This is a genomic window from Anoxybacteroides voinovskiense (genome assembly GCF_014196205.1).
GTDB classification, from domain to species: domain Bacteria; phylum Bacillota; class Bacilli; order Bacillales; family Anoxybacillaceae; genus Anoxybacteroides; species Anoxybacteroides voinovskiense.
The window spans coordinates 45,399-64,434 of sequence record NZ_JACIDE010000002.1; the positions used below are offsets into that span (position 1 = coordinate 45,399).

A 19,036-nucleotide genomic window follows, 5' to 3' on the forward strand; every position below is an offset into this window, starting at 1 on the left:
AAGCTGAGGTGTTGGGCATTGCCGCAAAAAAAATCTGCGCCTGATGTGTTGCTCCTTTTTCTTACGTTCTCGTTGCTTGCAATCGGGCTTATTATGGTATATAGCGCCAGTGCGGTGTGGGCGGAATACAAATTTCACGACCCGTTTTTCTTTGCGAAACGGCAATTATTGTTTGCTGGTGTTGGCGTTGTTGCGATGTTTTTCATTATGAATGTCGATTACTGGGTATGGCGCGATTGGGCGAAAGTGTTGCTCATCATTTGTTTCATCCTTCTTGCTCTCGTGCTTATTCCAGGTGTCGGAATGGTGCGCAACGGGTCGCGCAGCTGGATTGGTGTTGGAGCGTTTTCGATTCAGCCATCAGAATTTATGAAACTGGCGATGATTGCGTTTTTGGCTAAATATTTATCGGAACGTCAAAAAACGATAACATCGTTTAAACAAGGATTGCTTCCTTCGTTGGCGCTCGTGTTTTCCGCCTTTGGCATGATTATGTTGCAGCCTGATTTAGGAACGGGGACCGTGATGGTCGGTACGTGTATTGCAATGATTTTTGTCGCCGGCGCCCGCATTAGCCATTTCGTTGGGCTTGGAATGGTTGGCTTAGCTGGGTTTGCGGCGCTCGTGTTATCCGCTCCGTATCGTATTAAACGAATTACGTCCTTTTTAAACCCGTGGGAAGACCCGCTTGGCAGCGGCTTTCAAATTATTCAATCACTCTATGCTATTGGCCCAGGTGGATTGCTTGGGCTAGGATTGGGGCAAAGCAGACAAAAATTTTTTTATTTGCCAGAACCACAAACCGATTTTATTTTTGCGATTTTGGCGGAAGAGCTTGGATTTATTGGTGGTTCGCTCGTCATCTTATTGTTCAGTCTACTTCTTTGGCGCGGGGTGCGTATCGCCTTCGGTGCGCCAGATTTATACGGCAGTTTTTTAGCGGTCGGCATTATCGCGATGGTCGCCATTCAAGTAATGATTAATATTGGTGTCGTGACAGGGCTTATGCCAGTAACAGGGATTACGCTGCCGTTTTTAAGCTACGGAGGGTCGTCATTGACGCTCATGTTGATGGCAATCGGTGTGTTGTTAAACATTAGTAAGCATGCGCGCTACTAAAGAAAAGGGGACGGTTCTTCCAAAGGCCTGCCCCTCTCATTTTGTTTGCAGTGACATGAAGAAAAAAAGCACATACGATGATAGAAAACCGTAAGAAAGGAGAATGTTCGTGCAGACATTGCTCAAAGAATTGATGGAAGCTAACGTAGGAAAAGTGAAAGAAAACGAGCCGCTTTCCCAACATACAACGATGAAAATAGGCGGGCCTGCCGATATATTTGTCGAACCAAACAGCATAGAAAGCTTACGGAAAGTGATGGACATTGTGCGCAAACACCAAGTCACGTGGCGCGCGATTGGACGTGGTTCGAACTTACTTGTATCGGACGGAGGCATCGAAGGAGTAGTCATTAAAATCGGGGAAGGATTAGATGAGCTAGTGATTGACGGGGAAGAAGTGACCGTTGGTGGAGGCTATCCTTTAATTAAACTGGCAACAGTCATTAGCAAACAAGGACTGTCTGGACTAGAGTTTGCTGGTGGTATCCCTGGGTCGGTCGGCGGGGCGGTGTATATGAACGCTGGTGCGCACGGTTCGGATATGTCACGGATTGTTAAAAAAGCGCAAATTTTGTTCCCCGACGGAACAATGGAATGGCTAACAAACGAACAATTGGAATTTTCGTATCGTACATCGGTGTTGCAGACGAAACGTCCAGGTATTTGTATCGCCGCTGTATTGCAAATGAAAAAAGGAGAGCGGGATGCGATTGTTGCGATGATGCAAAAAAATAAAGATTACCGGCGCGATACACAGCCTTGGAATTACCCGTGCGCAGGAAGCATTTTCCGTAACCCGTTGCCAAACTACGCTGGTCAACTGATTGAAGCCGCTGGATTAAAAGGATATGCGATTGGCGGAGCAAAAATTTCTGAACAACATGCGAACTTCATCGTGAATACAGGTAACGCCAAAGCAAAAGATGTATTAGACTTAATTTCCTATGTCAAGCAGACGATTCAGCAAAAATATGGCATTCATTTAGAAACGGAAGTAGAAATCATTGGTCGAAAGTCCTAAAAATTAGGTCACCTTCTTTTTCAATAGTATGTTATAATAAAAATAAGCTTGTTCTAAGAACGGCATGAGCGAATGCCGTTTGTTTTATTGTTTGTAAGTGAGAAAGCGGTGAGCGAGTTGAAAAAAGGGAAAGTGGTCGTTCTTGAAGAACGTGTTCCGAAGCTGAAACAGCGGCGCAGGCAAAAAGTAAATCGCCGCCTAACTGCCTATATCATCTTCTTTTTTATGCTTATTTTATGCATCATTTACTTTCAATCACCGTTAAGCAATGTCCGACATATCGAGGTGAAAGGAAACCAACACGTTTCTGTTCAACAAATTGTTCGAGCGAGCGGTGTAACAAATCGGACAAGCTTCTGGAGGATAAACACCGATCAAGTAAAGCAGGCGATCGAGTCGCTTCCAGAAATTAAGGAGGTAACAGTCAAGAAACAGTTTCCGAACACGATTGTCCTATACATAAAAGAGCGGACACGGGTCGCTTACATTGAAGAAAAACAATTGTTTTTTCCGATTTTGGATAACGGAAAAATTTTAACGAAAAACAAGCCGAAAATGGCGCTAAGCGATGCACCGATTTTAGTCAACTGGAAAGATAGAGAAAAGATTCAAGAAATCGCTGGGCAATTGGCGCATTTGCCTTCTTATATACTAAACGCCATTTCCGAAATTCATCATACGCCGACGAAATACGACCCATATCATATCACGGTCTATATGAATGATGGATTTGAAGTGAGTGCAACTGTACCGAATTTTGCGGAAAAAATGCGATTGTATCCTGAAATTGTGAAGCAACTAAATCCGAATGTGAAAGGTGTTATTCATTTAGAAGTAAGCAACTATTTTAAAGCTTATAAGGGGGATGACAATGAAAAAAATAAGGGGCAATGATGTCATCCTTTCCTTTGTTTTCCTTGTGCTCGGATTTATGCTTTCCTTTTCTTATCAACATACAAAAAAAATGCATCCGGACGTGACCGACCGGCAATGGCAAAAAGAATACGAATATCGGCAATTGCTCATCCAAGCACAAAAAGAAACAAGTAAACTGAAAAACCGATTGTTGCAAAAGCAAGAGCAGCTTCAGCATAGTGAAAAAGAATTAGCAGACGAAAAAACGGCGTATGCTTGGCTTGTGCAGGAAGTGGAGCAGCTGCGCATGTATACGGGAAAAGTGAAAGTGCAAGGAAAAGGAGTCGAAGTGACGCTAGCAGATGCATCGTATGTTCCAAACGAACAAAACGCGGCGAATTACATCGTCCATGAGCAGCATGTGTGGAAAGTCGTTCACGAGTTGCTCGTTTCCGGAGCGGAAGCGATAGCGATTAATGGGCAGCGCATCTCGCATCGCTCATATATTGTTTGTAACGGTCCAGTCATTGAAGTAGACGGAGTGCAACATGCTGCCCCATTTGTCATCGCAGCAATCGGCGACCCACATGTGCTCGCGTCGGCGCTCAACATTGCCGGAGGGGTGAAAGACGAGTTAGTGAACGACCATATTGTTGTAAAAATCGCCAGCAAAGAGTCGCTTGTTTTCGATCCGGTGTTTCATAGTGAATAGGAGAAGGTGACATCGAAGAAAGATTGGTGAGGCGCATTGCAAAAAAGAAAAATGTTTCAGTTTACGCTTATTGCCATCATTATCGGGGGGATGCTCGCCGTTCAGATTCGGTCGACAAAAGACCCAGCCGTGCGTGATACACGTGATATATGGGAGTTGCGCCAAGATTTAAAGCGTGAATTGCAGTTACAGCAACAGCTTTTATCAGAGATTCGCCGCAGTGATGATCAGTTGGCGGCTTACGAACAAGCACGTTCGACCGACCAAGAAGCAGCGTTAAGAAAAGCGCTTGCTGAATTAAAAGAAGAAGCAGGACAGACAGCTGCTCAAGGTTCGGGACTTATTTTAACAATTGAACCATTTTATCCAGAAAGTTATGTAGGGCCGGTTGTACGTACCGTATCCCCGGAATTATTACATCGGCTGATCAACGAACTAAATGAGTACGGGGCAAAAGAAATTGCTATTGCGAATACGCGGTTGACGAATACAACTGCCATTCGTGATGTGAACGGTTTGACGAAAGTGGGAAATGTGAAAATTGCTTCGTTTCCACTCGAAGTCAAAATCATTGCCGATGACGTCGCAGCGTTGCATCATCATTTAAAAGTGTCACCGCTTTTTGATGATTTTGTGATTGAAAATTTACAACTTACCGTTTCAGAACCGATATCGACCGTTGTCATTCCACAATCCGAGGAAAAATGGCATGTTCGCTATATGGAAACGATTAGTACCGAAAAGGGGGGAGAATAGAGATGTGGCTCCCATTTATCGGTCTTATCGTTGGCATTGTGCTAGGGTGGTTAACGGATTGGCGCATTCCTGACGAATATTCAAGCTACTTGTCAATCGCGGTGCTGGCAGCGTTAGATACGTTAATTGGCGGCATTCGTGCACATTTGCAAAACGTGTACGACGAAAGCGTTTTTTTGACCGGTTTCTTTTTTAATATTATTTTAGCTGCAAGTTTAGCTTTTCTCGGTGTGCATCTTGGTGTAGACTTGTATTTAGCAGCCGTATTTGCTTTCGGTGTACGGCTCTTTCAAAATATCGCCGTCATTCGCCGAATTTTGCTAGCCAATTGGCTCAAGAGGCGGCAAAAAAGTTAAGTGAAATAAAAGGGAATGCTTGTCAGCATGTTGAATATATGAAACAAACCTTGTTCGTCGCTGTTCGACCGAGTCGATGGAGTTTGTTATAAGGGGGTGCCAAAGAATGAACAGCAATGAAATCATCGTTAGTCTTGACATCGGTACATCCAGTGTTAAGGTTATTATCGGAGAAATGTTGAATGAATCACTAAATATTATTGGCATCGGTAATGTGAAATCCGCAGGGCTCAAAAAAGGAGCCATTGTTGACATAGATGAAACGGTGCAATCAATTAAACGCGCAATCGACCAAGCAGAGCGAATGATTGGGCTTACGATTCAGCGTGTCGTTGTTGGAGTGAATGGGAATCATATTCAACTCCATGACTGCCATGGCATTGTCGCCGTTTCTAGTGAAAATCGTGAAATTACCGATGAAGATGTTGCCCGCGTGATGGATTCGGCTCAAGTCGTGTCAATTCCGCCAGATCGGGAAATTATCGGGGTCATCCCGCGACAATTTATCGTCGACGGACTAGACGGCATTAACGACCCACGTGGCATGCTCGGCGTACGGTTAGAAATGGAAGGAACAATGATTACAGGTGCAAAAACGGTTTTACATAATTTACTTCGCTGCGTAGAACGAGCGGGGCTAGAGATTAGTGATATCTGTCTGCAACCGCTTGCCGCTGGTTCCCTTGCGTTATCGAAAGATGAAAAAAATTTAGGGGTTGCTTTAGTTGATATTGGCGGTGGTTCGACGACCGTTGCCGTATTTGAGCAAGGATTTTTGCAAGCGACATCTGTGCTTCCAGTCGGTGGCGACCACATTACAAAAGATATTTCGATTGGGTTACGGACATCGACGGAAGATGCGGAAAAAATTAAGCTAAAACACGGACATGCGTTTTACGATTTTGCATCTGAAGAAGAAGTGTTCAGCGTTCCAGTCATCGGTACAGACCAGCATCAACAGTTTACGCAATTAGAGCTTGCTGATATTATTGAAGCAAGGCTAGAAGAAATTTTTCAGTTTGTCTATCAAGAAATTCGTAAACTCGGATTTCGGGACTTGCCAGGCGGATATGTGCTGACAGGTGGCGTTGCGAACATGCCAGGAATTTTAGAATTAGCCCAAGTTGTGTTAGGAAGCAGTGTCCGCGTCGCAATTCCTGATTATATCGGCGTCCGCGACCCACAATATACGACAGGAGTCGGCTTAATTAAGTTTGCCTATCGTCAAGCAAAGTTACAAGGGCGTCGCACTCCCGTAGCAGCAACGGTCGAAGCGCCGGAAAAGCGACCGGTAAAACAACAGCCGGCAAAAGCAAAGCCAAAAGAAAAAGAAGAGAATTTAGGACAAAAAGTAAAAAAATTTTTCGGCTATTTCTTTGAATAGAGATCGAATTATTGGGAGGATTTGTCATGTTGGAGTTTGACACTACAGTTGATCAGTTAGCAACGATTAAAGTCATCGGTGTTGGCGGCGGCGGAAACAACGCTGTAAATCGAATGATAGAACATGGCGTACAAGGTGTAGAGTTTATTGCGGTCAACACCGATGCGCAAGCCTTGAATTTGTCCAAAGCTCCAATCAAATTGCAAATTGGCGCAAAATTGACGCGCGGATTAGGAGCAGGGGCAAATCCAGAAGTGGGAAAAAAAGCTGCGGAAGAAAGCAAAGAGCAAATTGAGGAAGCGTTAAAGGGAGCAGACATGGTCTTTGTCACGGCCGGGATGGGCGGTGGAACAGGGACAGGTGCAGCACCAGTCATCGCTCAAATCGCACGTGACTTAGGGGCACTAACGGTTGGTGTTGTGACACGTCCATTCACGTTTGAAGGGCGGAAACGGGCGATGCAAGCAGCAAATGGAATTGCAGCGATGAAAGAGGCAGTTGATACGTTAATCGTCATTCCGAACGATCGCCTTTTAGAAATTGTCGATAAAAACACCCCAATGCTTGAAGCGTTTCGTGAAGCGGACAACGTGCTTCGCCAAGGGGTGCAAGGCATTTCTGACTTAATCGCTGTTCCAGGACTTATCAACTTAGACTTTGCTGACGTAAAAACGATTATGTCGAATAAAGGCTCAGCGTTGATGGGAATCGGAATTGCTAGCGGAGAAAACCGCGCGGCTGAAGCTGCGAAAAAAGCGATCTCAAGCCCATTATTAGAAACGTCCATTGATGGCGCTCAAGGCGTGTTAATGAACATTACAGGCGGCATGAATTTAAGCTTATACGAAGTGCAAGAAGCAGCCGATATCGTTGCTTCAGCGTCTGACCAAGACGTGAATATGATTTTCGGCTCGGTGATTAACGAGAATTTGAAAGATGAAATTATCGTTACAGTGATTGCTACTGGATTTAGTGAAAATGAAGGGCAATCAACCCGACCGCTTCGCACCGGAGTGGCAACACCGAAACCAGCGGTCGGCGTGAAGCGGGAAAAACGCGAGGAGCCAGCTCAAGATTATACCGTTCGTTCGACACAAGTCGAAGACCCGCTAGACATTCCAGCATTTCTCCGAAATCGCAACCGCCGCCGGTAACATCGAAAAGCGGAGGCGACTGTTCAGCCACGAAGAGAGCGAAAGACCTGCGAGGAGGCTGTTGCCGCCGCAGCAGGACTGAAGCGATTCGAGGGGCTAGGAGCCGCAGCTAGACAACATCGAAAAGCGGAGAACGGTCCTTGGCGAAAGCCAAGGAAACATCCGACGGAAGCGCAAGCTTTCGACGGAGACGTGCGTGCACGTCGGACGGAGAAAGCGGACGCGGAGGAGGATGTTAGTTCGCAGCTAGACAACATCGAAAAGCGGAGAACGGTTCTTGGCGAAAGCCACTATACTAAAAAGAGGGATTGATCCCTCTTTTTTTTTTCGTTTTTTTTAGACAAAAAATTCGCTTTTTCTCCATCATGAATTGACAGACTTTCCAGTAAGATGTACTATATACTATTTTCAGAAATTGCTTGGCCGAGGGAGGCTATTCGTTTGACGATTTATTTAGATGTCATTTGGTTGTTGAACGTATGTTTTGATGGGCTATTGCTTTGGTTGACCGCCATTATTTTAAAGCGGGAAGTAAGGTGGTGGAGATTGACAGCCGGTGCTTTCATTGGCTCGCTTATCGTACTATTACTGTTTACGCCATTTTCGCCATACGTCCAACAGCCACTGATGAAACTGCTTTTTTCTATTCTTATCGTACTCGCTTCGTTCGGATTTAAACGATTTCGCTATTTTTTCGAGAACTTATTCACTTTTTATCTCGCTACTTTTATGGTCGGAGGAGGACTGATTGCGGTTCATTATTTGCTACAAACCGACATCGTCATAAGTGGAATGCTTACGACGTATTCGCTCGGAACAGGCGACCCGGTCAGCTGGTTGTTTGTACTCATTGGTTTTCCGATGTTATGGATATTTTCTAAAAAAAGGATGAATGCCGTTCGGGAAAAAAAACTTCGTTTCGAACATATCGTGAATGTTGTATTAACATTCCGAGAAATGTCATTTTCCTTGAAAGGGTTGATTGACAGCGGCAATCAACTATACGACCCGCTGACAAAAACGCCTGTGATGATTGTTAGCGCAAGCGCGGTAAAAGGGATGTTACCGACTGAATTGCTAGCGCGCATGAATGAATTAAATGATTTTACGTGGCTTGACGACGAACGATGGAAAGAATGGGCAACTCGGTTGCGCCTCATTCCTTATCGAGGAATCGGGCAAACGCAGCGATTTTTATGGGCGATTCAACCCGACCGAGTGACGATTTATTACGAATCGCAGTGGATTGAGGTCACGAAAGGACTCGTTGGATTGAACGAAGCGGACTTATCTACCGACGGAGAGTATCAATGCATCGTGCATCCAAAAATGATTCAAACCGGAAAGCGCCTTACTGCCTCATAAGTTTTTACTATATCATACGCATTTTCCGATAATTTAGAAGGGGGATTTTTATGGGGAAATGGAAACTCCGCATCATTTATTTATGGTACAAATTATTACGAAAGCTCGGCATAAAAACAGATGAAATTTATTACATCGGCGGGAGTGAAGCGTTACCGCCGCCGCTGACAAAAGAAGAAGAAGAGTTATTGCTCCAAAAGCTTCCATCTGGCGACGAAACCGCACGGGCAATGCTCATTGAGCGAAATTTACGCCTTGTCGTCTACATTGCACGAAAATTCGAGAATACCGGTATTAACATCGAAGACTTAATTAGCATCGGTACGATTGGGCTTATTAAAGCAGTAAACACTTTTAATCCAGAGAAAAAAATTAAATTAGCGACTTACGCCTCCCGCTGCATTGAAAATGAAATATTAATGTATTTACGTCGCAACAATAAAGTACGTTCGGAAGTGTCATTTGACGAGCCGCTCAATATCGATTGGGATGGAAACGAACTGCTTTTGTCCGACGTACTAGGTACGGAAGATGACGTTATTACAAAAGATTTAGAAGCAGATGTTGACCGCCATCTTTTATTAAATGCGCTCCGCCAGTTAAGCGATCGCGAAAAACAAATTATGGAACTCCGTTTCGGCCTTTCCGGCGGAGAAGAAAAAACGCAAAAAGACGTTGCTGACTTGCTTGGCATCTCGCAGTCGTATATATCGCGGCTAGAGAAGCGAATCATTAAGCGGCTGCGCAAAGAGTTTAATAAAATGATGTAGTGCATATTTTTCCTTCCGCAGGAGATACTGAACTTTGACAGCATCTCCTGATGGGAGGGAAAGACTTGACAAGAAACAAAGTAGAAATTTGTGGTGTAGACACATCAAAGCTTCCGGTATTGAAAAACGAAGAAATGCGTGAGCTGTTTAAACGAATGCATGAAGGGGATTTAGAGGCAAGGGAAAAGCTTGTTAACGGAAATTTACGCCTCGTGTTAAGTGTCATTCAGCGTTTCAATAACCGCGGGGAATTTGTCGATGACTTGTTTCAAGTCGGTTGTATCGGACTTATGAAATCAATTGATAATTTTGATTTAAGCCAAAACGTTCGATTTTCTACGTATGCCGTACCGATGATTATCGGTGAAATTCGGCGGTATTTACGCGACAACAATCCAATTCGCGTGTCACGTTCGTTACGTGATATCGCCTATAAAGCGCTACAAGTACGGGAAAAGTTGATGGGGGAAACGGCAAAAGAGCCAACTGCGGAAGAAATCGCGAATGTCCTTGGCGTGCCGCATGAGGAAGTCGTGTTTGCGCTTGACGCGATTCAAGACCCGGTTTCCTTATTTGAGCCAATTTATAACGATGGCGGCGACCCGATTTATGTGATGGACCAGCTAAGCGACGAAAAAAATCGCGATAGCCAGTGGATTGAAGAAATTGCGCTAAAAGAAGGACTTCGTCGGTTGAACGAACGGGAAAAAATGATTATTCGCAAACGATTTTTCCAAGGAAAAACGCAAATGGAAGTGGCCGAGGAAATTGGCATTTCGCAAGCGCAAGTGTCGCGCCTAGAAAAAGCGGCCATCCGCCAAATGAATAAAAATATTCAAGTGTAACGAGCTGTTCCGTCGCGGACAGCTCTTTTTTTCGGAAAGGTCATAGCGAATAAATCATATAGTAAAATAAACGATGAAAGCGGGAGGATACCGATGGTGAAAATTTCTGAATTTCAAACGAAAGATGTTGTGAATGTTGCGAACGGAAAAAAATTAGGGAATATTGGGGATATTGATATCAATTTACAAACGGGGCAAATTGAGTCGCTCATTATTTTAGGAGCAGGAAAAGTGCTTGGGTTGTTCGGAAGAGAAGAAGAAACGATTATTCCATGGCGCAACATTGTAAAAATTGGTGCAGACGTTATTTTAGTCCGTTTAAACGAGGAAGAATAAATAATGGTTATCATCTATCAGCAAACTGTGATAAAATAGGAAAAAAAGTGATAAAAATCTACAAAGAGGATGACGAACATGTCGGAAATTTTTTACCCAGTGAATGAATCGCTGCTTATGCTTTCTTGGCCAAACGTCATCGCTGGTTTTACAACGAAACAAGGCGGCTTTAGCCAAACGTCATTTGCCTCATTGAACCTTGGGCTGCATGTTGGGGATGAGGCGGTAGTTGTCGAGCAAAACCGTCGAAAGTTGGCTGAGCTTTTAGCGATTCCGCTAGAACAATGGGTATGTTGTGAGCAAACGCACGGCTCTCGCATCGAAAAAGTAACTGCACGCGGCGCTGGGAAAGGTACGGTGCAGTTTGAAACAGCGATTGCGGATACAGACGGTTTATATACCGATGAAACAGGGATATTGCTAACGTTATGTTTCGCTGATTGTGTGCCGCTTTATTTTTTCGCACCAACATATGGCATGATTGGTCTAGCGCATGCCGGTTGGAAGGGAACGGTGAAAAATATTGCCGGCAACATGGTTCAGCGCTTTCGCGACGAAGGGATTATGCCGGAAGAAATAATGGTTGCCATTGGCCCGGCAATTGGTCCTTGTTGCTATGTGGTCGATGACCGAGTGATCGATGCTGTCCGAAACGTGCTCGGCACGAGCGAGGCATTACCATTTGATGAACGAAGTGCAGGACAATATGCTCTTGATTTAAAAGAGCTAAATCGGCTATTACTTATAAAAGAAGGGGTACAACGTATTGAAGTGTCGAACTATTGCACGAGTTGCGAAACCGATGTATTTTTCTCGCATCGTCGCGACAACGGTCGAACGGGAAGAATGATGGCATTTATCGGGAGGAAGGTGGAAACAAATGTCCGTTCATGAACGTTTAGCCATTATTCGTGGCAACATTGCCGAAGCTTGTCATCGCATCGGTCGCGATCCTAACGATGTGCGTATAATTGCGGTAACAAAATATGTGAGTATCGAACGGGCAAAAGAAGCGTTAGCTGCTGGAGTAATCGATTTAGGGGAAAACCGTGACGACGGATTGTTACAAAAATACGAAGCGATCGGACGAGAGGCGACGTGGCATTTTATCGGGACGTTGCAGTCGCGCAAAGTAAAAAATGTCATCGATAAAATGGACTATCTTCATTCGCTCGATCGTCTATCGTTGGCGCAGGAAATCGAAAAAAGGGCAACAAAACCGATTAAATGTTTTGTCCAAGTAAACGTATCTGGCGAAGCAACGAAGCATGGGCTTTCGAGTAAAGATGTCATTCCGTTTATCGAACAGCTACGCAACTTTACGAAAATTGAAGTAGTTGGGCTAATGACAATGGCGCCGTATACAGACGATGAGCAGTTGCTTCGCCGTTGCTTTCGCGAGCTGAAGCAACTGCAACAACGTGTACAAGCATTACATATGGCGAACGCACCGTGCACGGAATTATCGATGGGAATGTCAAACGATTATGTCATTGCGGTTGAAGAGGGAGCGACATTTATTCGGATAGGAAGTGCGCTCGTTGGTGAAGAATGACAGGGAGGTGTTAGTATGGGATTGATTAAAAAGTTTAAAGATTATTTTTTAGAAGATGAATACGAAGAGTATGAGGAAGAGTATGTAGAAGAGGAAGAGCCTCAGCAGCCAGCAAAAGGAACAAAACAAAACGTCGTCAGCTTGCAAAGCGTGCAAAAATCGTCGAAAGTGGTGCTTATCGAACCGAGAGCATATGCAGAAGCACAAGAAATCGCTGACCATTTGAAAAATCGCCGTGCGGTTGTTGTGAATTTACAGCGCATTCCACACGATCAAGCGAAGCGCATCGTCGATTTTTTAAGCGGAACGGTGTATGCGATAGGCGGTGATATTCAGCAAGTCGGGACAAAAATTTTCTTATGCACGCCGGACAACGTTGATGTAACTGGCACGATTTCTGCCATATCGGACGATGAGACAACAATGAAAAGGTGGTAATGTATGTATACGTTGCTTACGTTTTTAACAACGCTTATTGAAATATATTCGTATGCGCTAATCGTTTACATTTTAATGTCATGGTTTCCGAACGCGCGCGGCACGAAAATCGGTCAGCTGTTAGCGGCAATTTGCGAGCCGTATTTAGAGCCGTTTCGCCGTATTATTCCGCCAATTGGCATGATTGACGTGTCACCGATTGCCGCGTTAATTGTGCTTAATTTTGCAACACGTGGGCTGCATGCGCTGTTTAGCATGCTACATTTAGTGTAAGGAATCCAAAAAGGGTTCCTTTCTTCGTGAGAAAGCAAGGGATAGAAATGAATATATATCAGCATTTTCGCAAAGAAGAACACCATTTTATCGATCAAGTGATGGAATGGCGAGAAAGTGTGCAAACGCAATATAGCGCTAGGCTTACCGATTTCCTCGACCCGCGCGAACAAGAAATTGTCAAGCTTGTGATCGGGGACGATGAGGACGTGCGCGTTTCCTTTTTTGGCGGTGCCCCGTTTGTCGAGCGCAAACGAGCGCTTTTATATCCGCCGTACTTTCAGCCGGGAGAAGAAGATTTTCAACTGGCACTTTTTTCGCTTCATTACCCGCGCAAATTTGTTTCGCTCACCCATCGCCAAGTGCTCGGGACGTTAATGTCGCTTGGGGTAAAGCGCAGCAAGTTTGGCGATGTGCTAATGCAAGAAGACGATGTTCAATTTCTCGTGGCAAAAGAAATCGCTCCATACGTTCAGCTGCATTTGCAAGCAGTTGGAAAAACGAAAGTGACGGTCGAAGAAAAACCGTTAACAGAAATAATGGTGCTAAACGAACAGTGGAACGAAGCAACGATTACCGTTTCTTCTTTAAGAGTAGATGCGGTAGTTGCGCAAGCGTTCGGCGCGTCACGACAACATGTGCAAACGCTAATTGCAAACGGGCTCCTTAAAATAAATTGGAAAATTGTCGAACAAGCGCACGTTGAATGTAAAGAAGGCGATACAATTTCGGCGCGCGGACTCGGTCGGTTGAAGCTGATTTCAATTGACGGAAAAACAAAAAAAGATCGCTTTCGCCTCCACATAGGGACGCAAAAATAATCGAATTGTGGCAGGAATTTCGGGAAAAGTGTCGAATAAACGTAAAAAGGAAAGATATAGACGGAGGTGGCATTCGTGCCTTTAACGCCATTAGATATTCATAATAAAGAATTTAGCAAAGGCTTTCGCGGGTATGATGAAGATGAAGTAAATGAGTTTTTAGACCAAGTGATTAAAGATTATGAAATGGTGATTCGCGAAAAAAAACAGCTGGAAGAAAAAGTGGCAGAATTGACCGAACGATTGAATTATTTTACAAACATTGAAGAAACGTTAAATAAATCGATATTAATTGCGCAAGAAACGGCAGAAGAAGTGAAGCGAAATGCGCAAAAAGAAGCAAAACTCATCATCAAAGAAGCGGAGAAAAACGCCGACCGCATCATTAGCGAGGCGCTTGCTAAATCGCGGAAAATTGCGCTTGAAATTGAAGAGTTGAAGCGGCAGTCCAAAGTGTTCCGGACGCGCTTCCGCATGCTTGTCGAAGCGCAGCTTGAGATGTTAAATAACGAAGATTGGGATCACTTAATGGAATATGAAGTGAAAGAGATTGAGTTGGACGAACAGGAAAAAATGAGCCAATCTTGACGAATTTTGTTCGTTTGCATATAATCATAATACGAAAATGAGGGAAAAGAATACCGAATGGACGATGAAAGGGACAGTAGCTCTTTCTCCACTTATGACAGCGAGCTAGGGGCGGTGGAAGCCTAGTATAAGCGAAAGAGTGAAGATCACCCTCGAGTTCCATGCTGAAAGAAAGTAGGCAATGGCGCGTCATTCCCGTTACGAATGCAGAGAGGACTATTTTACATAGTCAATAAGGGTGGTACCGCGAGACCGTTCTCGTCCCTTTTTGGGAGAGGGCGGTTTTTTTTATTGATTAATAAACTGGAGGAATGAAGGATGGATTACAAAGACACGTTATTAATGCCACAAACTGACTTCCCGATGCGCGGAAATTTGCCGCAGCGTGAGCCACAAATTCAAGCGAAATGGGAAGAAATGGACATTTATCGAAAAGTACAAGAACGCACGAAAGGCCGGCCGTTGTTTGTGTTGCACGACGGGCCGCCGTATGCGAACGGCGACATTCATATGGGGCATGCCCTCAATAAGATTTTGAAAGACTTTATCGTTCGCTATAAATCGATGAGCGGTTATTGTGCGCCATACGTTCCTGGATGGGATACGCACGGATTACCGATTGAAACGGCGCTTACGAAAAATAAAGGCGTCAACCGAAAAGAAATGAGCGTTGCCGAATTCCGTAAACTTTGTGAAGAGTATGCGTATGAACAAATTGACAATCAGCGCCAACAATTTAAGCGGCTTGGGGTACGTGGAGATTGGGACAATCCGTACATTACGTTAAAGCCAGAATATGAAGCGCAACAAATTAAAGTGTTCGGGGAAATGGCGAAAAAAGGTTTGATTTATAAAGGATTAAAGCCAGTGTATTGGTCCCCATCAAGCGAGTCAGCGTTAGCGGAAGCGGAAATTGAATATAAAGATAAACGTTCTCCGTCCATTTATGTAGCGTTCTCGATTAAGGACGGAAAAGGGGTACTCGAAGGAGATGAAAAAATCGTTATTTGGACGACAACTCCTTGGACACTTCCGGCGAACTTAGGAATTGCCGTTCACCCTGAGTTAGAGTATAGCGTCGTGCAAGTAGGTCAAGAAAAATACGTCGTTGCTTCTGCATTATTAGAAGCGGTGGCAAACGAACTTAGCTGGGAAGGCGCGGTCGTCCGTAAAACGTTGAAAGGAAAAGAACTTGAGTATGTCGTGGCAAAACATCCGTTTTATGACCGTGATTCGCTCGTCGTTTGTGGGGAGCATGTGACGACAGATGCTGGAACTGGCTGTGTTCATACCGCGCCAGGGCACGGGGAAGATGACTTTATCGTCGGACAAAAATACGGCTTAGGTGTGCTTTGTCCAGTTGACGAGCGCGGATATATGACAGAAGAAGCTCCGGGCTTTGCTCGTCTTTTTTACGATGAGGCGAACAAAGCGATTACAGAAAAACTGCAAGAAGTGGGTGCTTTGTTGAAACTATCGTTCATTACGCATTCGTATCCGCACGACTGGCGGACGAAGCAACCGACCATTTTCCGCGCAACCGCGCAATGGTTTGCGTCCATTGATAAAATCCGCGACGAACTATTGCAAGCAGTACAAGAAACAAGCTGGGTGCCAGCTTGGGGCGAAACGCGTTTATATAACATGGTGCGCGATCGTGGCGATTGGTGCATTTCGCGTCAACGTGCATGGGGGGTTCCAATTCCTGTCTTTTATGCGGAAAACGGGGAACCAATTATTACGGATGAAACGATTGAACACGTATCGAACTTATTTAGACAGCATGGTTCGAATGTTTGGTTTGAGCGGGAAGCGAAAGAGTTATTGCCAGAAGGCTTTACGCATCCAGGCAGCCCGAACGGCCGCTTTACGAAAGAAACGGACATTATGGATGTTTGGTTCGACTCTGGTTCGTCGCATCAAGCAGTGCTAGAAGAGCGCGATGATTTACAGCGCCCAGCGGATCTTTATTTAGAAGGTTCAGACCAATATCGCGGCTGGTTTAACTCCTCGCTTTCCACAGCTGTTGCAGTGACGGGAAAAGCGCCGTATAAAGAAGTGTTAAGCCACGGGTTTGTGCTTGATGGCGAAGGGCGAAAAATGAGCAAATCGCTCGGAAATGTCGTCGTCCCTGCCAAAGTGATGGAGCAGCTAGGGGCGGACATTTTGCGGCTTTGGGTTGCCTCTGTCGACTACCAAGCGGATGTGCGTATTTCCGACAGCATTTTAAAACAAGTCGCAGAAGTGTACCGAAAAATTCGCAATACGTTCCGTTTCTTGTTGGGGAACTTGTTTGATTTTGATCCGAATACAAACGCTGTTTCGATTGCCGAATTGCGCGAAGTCGATCGCTACATGCTCGTTAAATTAAACCGTTTAATTGCCAAAGTGAAACGTTCTTACGAAACGTACGATTTTGCGGCGATTTACCATGAAGTGAATAATTTCTGCACGGTCGATTTAAGCGCCTTTTATTTAGATTTCGCCAAAGACATTCTCTATATTGAAGCGAAAGACGACCATGACCGCCGGGCGATTCAGACGGTGTTGTACGAAACGCTTGTCGCGTTAACGAAGCTCGTCGCCCCGATTTTGCCGCACACAGCCGATGAAGTATGGGGGCATATTCCGAACCGGAAAGAAAAAGAAGAAAGCGTCCAGCTTGTTGATATGCCAGACGCATTGGAAATCGAAGGAGCAGAAGCGTTGCTTGCGAAATGGGATGCGTTTATGAACGTGCGTGACGATGTATTAAAAGCGCTAGAAGTTGCCCGAAACGAAAAAGTAATCGGCAAATCGTTAACAGCGCACGTGGCGGTGTACCCGACAGCGGAAACGAAACAACTTCTTGATTCGATCAATGAAAACTTAAAACAGCTCTTTATCGTATCCGGTTTCGAAATCGCTGGAGCGTATGAAGCCGCACCGGAAACAGCGCAAAAATTTGCGAGCATGGCGATTGTCGTACGTCCAGCGGATGGGGAAACATGCGAACGTTGCTGGGTGGTGACAACAGACGTTGGACAAAATGAATCGTTCCCGACGTTATGCCCACGCTGCGCACATATTGTCAAAGAACATTATAGTGCCTAACCGAAAGCCCGCCTTATATTAGGTGGGCTTATTTTTCTAGCCGTTATCGTTGTCTATCGCTTTCTTATTGTGTTACAATTCATAAGTACAAACGTCGAGGTGGAGGGAATTTGTGTGCTTTATTATTTGATTGCACTTCTAGTGATCGCGCTCGATCAATTGACAAAATGGGTAGTTGCCACGAAAATGAAAATTGGCGAGAGTATTACGATTATCCCAAACGTCTTATATATTACCTCCCACCGCAACCGCGGGGCGGCATGGGGCATTTTACAGGGGCAGTTTTGGCTGTTTTATTTGATTACCATTATTGTTGTGATCGGTTTAGTCGTTTATATTCAGCGCTTGCCGCGCCAAGAGCGATTGTTCGGTGTGGCGCTTGGTTTGATGCTTGGCGGAGCAATCGGGAATTTTATCGACCGGCTCATCCGCAAAGAAGTCGTCGACTTTATTCATACGTACATCGGAACATACAATTTTCCGATTTTTAATATTGCCGATTCTGCGTTATGCATAGGCGTAGCGCTCGTCTTTTTGCAAACGTTTATGATGGGTGCGAAAGAGAAGGAGAATGGATAATGGATGTAGTAACGTTTCATATTGAGGAAGAATACGATCGCGAGCGAATTGACAAAGTCATTGCCGCTTTAAATGAGGAATGGTCGCGCTCGCAAGTACAACAATGGATCAAAGACGGTTTCGTGACGGTGGACGGAAAAACGGTAAAGGCGAACTATAAATGTTCGGCTGGCGACGAAGTAACGATTACGCTGCCAGAACCAGAGCCGCTGGACGTAGAACCAGAAGAAATGAATCTCGATATTTATTATGAAGATACGGACGTTCTCGTCGTCAACAAGCCGCGCGGGATGGTCGTTCATCCAGCGCCAGGACATATGCGCGGAACACTCGTAAACGGGCTGCTTGCCCATTGTAAAGATTTATCAGGGATTAACGGCGTTTTACGTCCTGGAATCGTTCATCGAATTGATAAAGATACGTCTGGACTATTAATGGTTGCAAAAAATGATATGGCACATGAATCGCTTGTCAATCAGCTCGTTCACAAAACAGTGACGCGTAAATATAAAGCGATTGTTCATGGCGTCATTCCGCATGATTACGGTACGATTGACGCCCCGATTGGCCGCGACAAACACGACCGGCAAAGCATGGCGGTCGTTGAAGATGGGAAAGAAGCGGTTACGCACTTTCGCGTGCTAGAGCGATTTTCCGATTATACGTTTATTGAATGCCAACTAGAAACCGGAAGGACGCATCAAATTCGCGTCCATATGAAATATATTGGCTATCCGCTTGCAGGGGACCCGAAATACGGTCCCAAAAAGACGTTGCCGATTGATGGGCAAGCGTTGCATGCGGGCATTTTAGGGTTTCATCATCCGCGCACGGGAGCGTATTTAGAATTTGAAGCCCCGCTGCCACTAGAGTTTGAACAGTTGCTCGATTCGTTGCGAAATAATCGTTGACAAACGATAAAGCGACGCGTACAATAAATTCAAGTGAGCAAGAACCTTTAAGTTCAGTCCCGTGAGGCTGAGAAGGTAGCGGAAATAGGTGAAGTATGCCATTCT

At 44.9% G+C, this 19,036-nt stretch carries 21 protein-coding genes and 1 other annotated feature; all 21 genes read left to right on the top strand.

The features are described from left to right. Positions 1-18 precede the first annotated feature (18 nt). The 21 genes from spoVE to GGR02_RS01555 all read left to right on the top strand — a co-directional run bounded on the left by spoVE (position 19) and on the right by GGR02_RS01555 (position 18,931). A complete protein-coding gene (gene spoVE, locus GGR02_RS01455; RefSeq protein ID WP_183182986.1) occupies positions 19-1,119 on the top strand; it encodes a stage V sporulation protein E in 1,101 nt (366 codons plus the stop codon). Between the two features lie 133 nt (positions 1,120-1,252). Then, on the top strand, positions 1,253-2,140 hold the full coding sequence (gene murB, locus GGR02_RS01460) for a UDP-N-acetylmuramate dehydrogenase (protein ID WP_260174936.1): 888 nt from the start codon (positions 1,253-1,255) through the stop codon (positions 2,138-2,140). Between the two features lie 72 nt (positions 2,141-2,212). Then, complete coding sequence (locus GGR02_RS01465; RefSeq protein WP_183182988.1) at positions 2,213-3,034, top strand: cell division protein FtsQ/DivIB; 822 nt, start codon at positions 2,213-2,215, stop codon at positions 3,032-3,034. After that, positions 3,012-3,707, top strand: a complete 696-nt coding sequence (locus tag GGR02_RS01470; RefSeq protein WP_183182989.1) for a DUF881 domain-containing protein — start codon at positions 3,012-3,014, stop codon at positions 3,705-3,707. The genes GGR02_RS01465 and GGR02_RS01470 overlap by 23 nt, the downstream gene beginning before the upstream one ends. 36 nt (positions 3,708-3,743) lie before the next feature. Next, positions 3,744-4,463 (top strand): DUF881 domain-containing protein, encoded by a 720-nt coding sequence (locus GGR02_RS01475; protein ID WP_183182990.1) that lies wholly within the window; start codon positions 3,744-3,746, stop codon positions 4,461-4,463. A 2-nt stretch (positions 4,464-4,465) separates the two neighbouring features. Continuing rightward, entirely contained in the window at positions 4,466-4,819 is a 354-nt protein-coding gene (locus GGR02_RS01480; RefSeq protein WP_183182991.1) for a small basic family protein, read from the top strand. A gap of 106 nt (positions 4,820-4,925) precedes the next feature. Beyond that, positions 4,926-6,203: a cell division protein FtsA gene (ftsA, locus tag GGR02_RS01485; protein WP_183182992.1), complete on the top strand. Its 1,278-nt coding sequence runs from the start codon at positions 4,926-4,928 to the stop codon at positions 6,201-6,203. A gap of 26 nt (positions 6,204-6,229) precedes the next feature. Beyond that, entirely contained in the window at positions 6,230-7,357 is a 1,128-nt protein-coding gene (gene ftsZ, locus GGR02_RS01490) for a cell division protein FtsZ (protein ID WP_183182993.1), read from the top strand. Positions 7,358-7,798: 441 nt separating this feature from the next. Continuing rightward, positions 7,799-8,722 carry a sigma-E processing peptidase SpoIIGA gene (gene spoIIGA / locus GGR02_RS01495; RefSeq protein ID WP_183182994.1) on the top strand — a complete coding sequence of 308 codons (924 nt, stop codon included), beginning with the start codon at positions 7,799-7,801 and terminating at the stop codon, positions 8,720-8,722. Between the two features lie 50 nt (positions 8,723-8,772). After that, positions 8,773-9,492: an RNA polymerase sporulation sigma factor SigE gene (sigE, locus tag GGR02_RS01500; protein WP_183182995.1), complete on the top strand. Its 720-nt coding sequence runs from the start codon at positions 8,773-8,775 to the stop codon at positions 9,490-9,492. Positions 9,493-9,557: 65 nt separating this feature from the next. Then, positions 9,558-10,337, top strand: coding sequence for an RNA polymerase sporulation sigma factor SigG (sigG, locus tag GGR02_RS01505; RefSeq protein ID WP_066327223.1), 780 nt, complete (start codon positions 9,558-9,560; stop codon positions 10,335-10,337). 93 nt (positions 10,338-10,430) lie between these two features. Next, positions 10,431-10,673 (top strand): YlmC/YmxH family sporulation protein, encoded by a 243-nt coding sequence (locus GGR02_RS01510; RefSeq protein ID WP_066323606.1) that lies wholly within the window; start codon positions 10,431-10,433, stop codon positions 10,671-10,673. Positions 10,674-10,751: 78 nt separating this feature from the next. Continuing rightward, positions 10,752-11,567 carry a peptidoglycan editing factor PgeF gene (gene pgeF, locus GGR02_RS01515; protein WP_183182996.1) on the top strand — a complete coding sequence of 272 codons (816 nt, stop codon included), beginning with the start codon at positions 10,752-10,754 and terminating at the stop codon, positions 11,565-11,567. Next, on the top strand, positions 11,554-12,228 hold the full coding sequence (locus GGR02_RS01520; protein WP_183182997.1) for a YggS family pyridoxal phosphate-dependent enzyme: 675 nt from the start codon (positions 11,554-11,556) through the stop codon (positions 12,226-12,228). Before pgeF ends, GGR02_RS01520 begins: the two co-directional genes overlap by 14 nt. A 15-nt stretch (positions 12,229-12,243) precedes the next feature. Then, the gene (locus tag GGR02_RS01525) at positions 12,244-12,666 is read left to right on the top strand and encodes a cell division protein SepF (protein WP_183182998.1); all 423 of its coding nucleotides are present in this window, start codon (positions 12,244-12,246) and stop codon (positions 12,664-12,666) included. 3 nt (positions 12,667-12,669) lie between these two features. After that, positions 12,670-12,939, top strand: coding sequence for a YggT family protein (locus GGR02_RS01530; protein WP_183182999.1), 270 nt, complete (start codon positions 12,670-12,672; stop codon positions 12,937-12,939). A gap of 47 nt (positions 12,940-12,986) precedes the next feature. Next, positions 12,987-13,760, top strand: a complete 774-nt coding sequence (locus GGR02_RS01535; RefSeq protein WP_183183000.1) for a YlmH family RNA-binding protein — start codon at positions 12,987-12,989, stop codon at positions 13,758-13,760. Between the two features lie 75 nt (positions 13,761-13,835). Further along, entirely contained in the window at positions 13,836-14,348 is a 513-nt protein-coding gene (locus GGR02_RS01540) for a DivIVA domain-containing protein (protein WP_183183001.1), read from the top strand. A gap of 55 nt (positions 14,349-14,403) precedes the next feature. Then, positions 14,404-14,617: a binding site (T-box leader), on the top strand. A 49-nt stretch (positions 14,618-14,666) separates the two neighbouring features. Beyond that, a complete protein-coding gene (ileS, locus tag GGR02_RS01545) occupies positions 14,667-17,441 on the top strand; it encodes an isoleucine--tRNA ligase (RefSeq protein WP_183183002.1) in 2,775 nt (924 codons plus the stop codon). Positions 17,442-17,555: 114 nt separating this feature from the next. Next, positions 17,556-18,020 (top strand): signal peptidase II, encoded by a 465-nt coding sequence (gene lspA / locus GGR02_RS01550; protein WP_183183003.1) that lies wholly within the window; start codon positions 17,556-17,558, stop codon positions 18,018-18,020. Continuing rightward, positions 18,020-18,931 carry an RluA family pseudouridine synthase gene (locus tag GGR02_RS01555; protein WP_183183004.1) on the top strand — a complete coding sequence of 304 codons (912 nt, stop codon included), beginning with the start codon at positions 18,020-18,022 and terminating at the stop codon, positions 18,929-18,931. The genes lspA and GGR02_RS01555 overlap by 1 nt, the downstream gene beginning before the upstream one ends. Positions 18,932-19,036 lie beyond the last annotated feature (105 nt).

What these genes read in the sequence shown, in the direction of transcription:
- murB (WP_260174936.1), top strand. Translation starts at nt 1,253, where the DNA reads ATGGAAGCTAACGTAGGAAAAGTGAAAGAAAACGAGCCGCTTTCCCAA.
- GGR02_RS01465 (WP_183182988.1), top strand. Translation starts at nt 2,213, where the DNA reads ATGCCGTTTGTTTTATTGTTTGTAAGTGAGAAAGCGGTGAGCGAGTTG.
- GGR02_RS01470 (WP_183182989.1), top strand. Translation starts at nt 3,012, where the DNA reads ATGAAAAAAATAAGGGGCAATGATGTCATCCTTTCCTTTGTTTTCCTT.
- GGR02_RS01480 (WP_183182991.1), top strand. Translation starts at nt 4,466, where the DNA reads ATGTGGCTCCCATTTATCGGTCTTATCGTTGGCATTGTGCTAGGGTGG.
- ftsA (WP_183182992.1), top strand. Translation starts at nt 4,926, where the DNA reads ATGAACAGCAATGAAATCATCGTTAGTCTTGACATCGGTACATCCAGT.
- ftsZ (WP_183182993.1), top strand. Translation starts at nt 6,230, where the DNA reads ATGTTGGAGTTTGACACTACAGTTGATCAGTTAGCAACGATTAAAGTC.
- sigE (WP_183182995.1), top strand. Translation starts at nt 8,773, where the DNA reads ATGGGGAAATGGAAACTCCGCATCATTTATTTATGGTACAAATTATTA.
- GGR02_RS01510 (WP_066323606.1), top strand. Translation starts at nt 10,431, where the DNA reads ATGGTGAAAATTTCTGAATTTCAAACGAAAGATGTTGTGAATGTTGCG.
- pgeF (WP_183182996.1), top strand. Translation starts at nt 10,752, where the DNA reads ATGTCGGAAATTTTTTACCCAGTGAATGAATCGCTGCTTATGCTTTCT.
- GGR02_RS01520 (WP_183182997.1), top strand. Translation starts at nt 11,554, where the DNA reads ATGTCCGTTCATGAACGTTTAGCCATTATTCGTGGCAACATTGCCGAA.
- GGR02_RS01525 (WP_183182998.1), top strand. Translation starts at nt 12,244, where the DNA reads ATGGGATTGATTAAAAAGTTTAAAGATTATTTTTTAGAAGATGAATAC.
- GGR02_RS01530 (WP_183182999.1), top strand. Translation starts at nt 12,670, where the DNA reads ATGTATACGTTGCTTACGTTTTTAACAACGCTTATTGAAATATATTCG.
- GGR02_RS01535 (WP_183183000.1), top strand. Translation starts at nt 12,987, where the DNA reads ATGAATATATATCAGCATTTTCGCAAAGAAGAACACCATTTTATCGAT.
- ileS (WP_183183002.1), top strand. Translation starts at nt 14,667, where the DNA reads ATGGATTACAAAGACACGTTATTAATGCCACAAACTGACTTCCCGATG.
- GGR02_RS01555 (WP_183183004.1), top strand. Translation starts at nt 18,020, where the DNA reads ATGGATGTAGTAACGTTTCATATTGAGGAAGAATACGATCGCGAGCGA.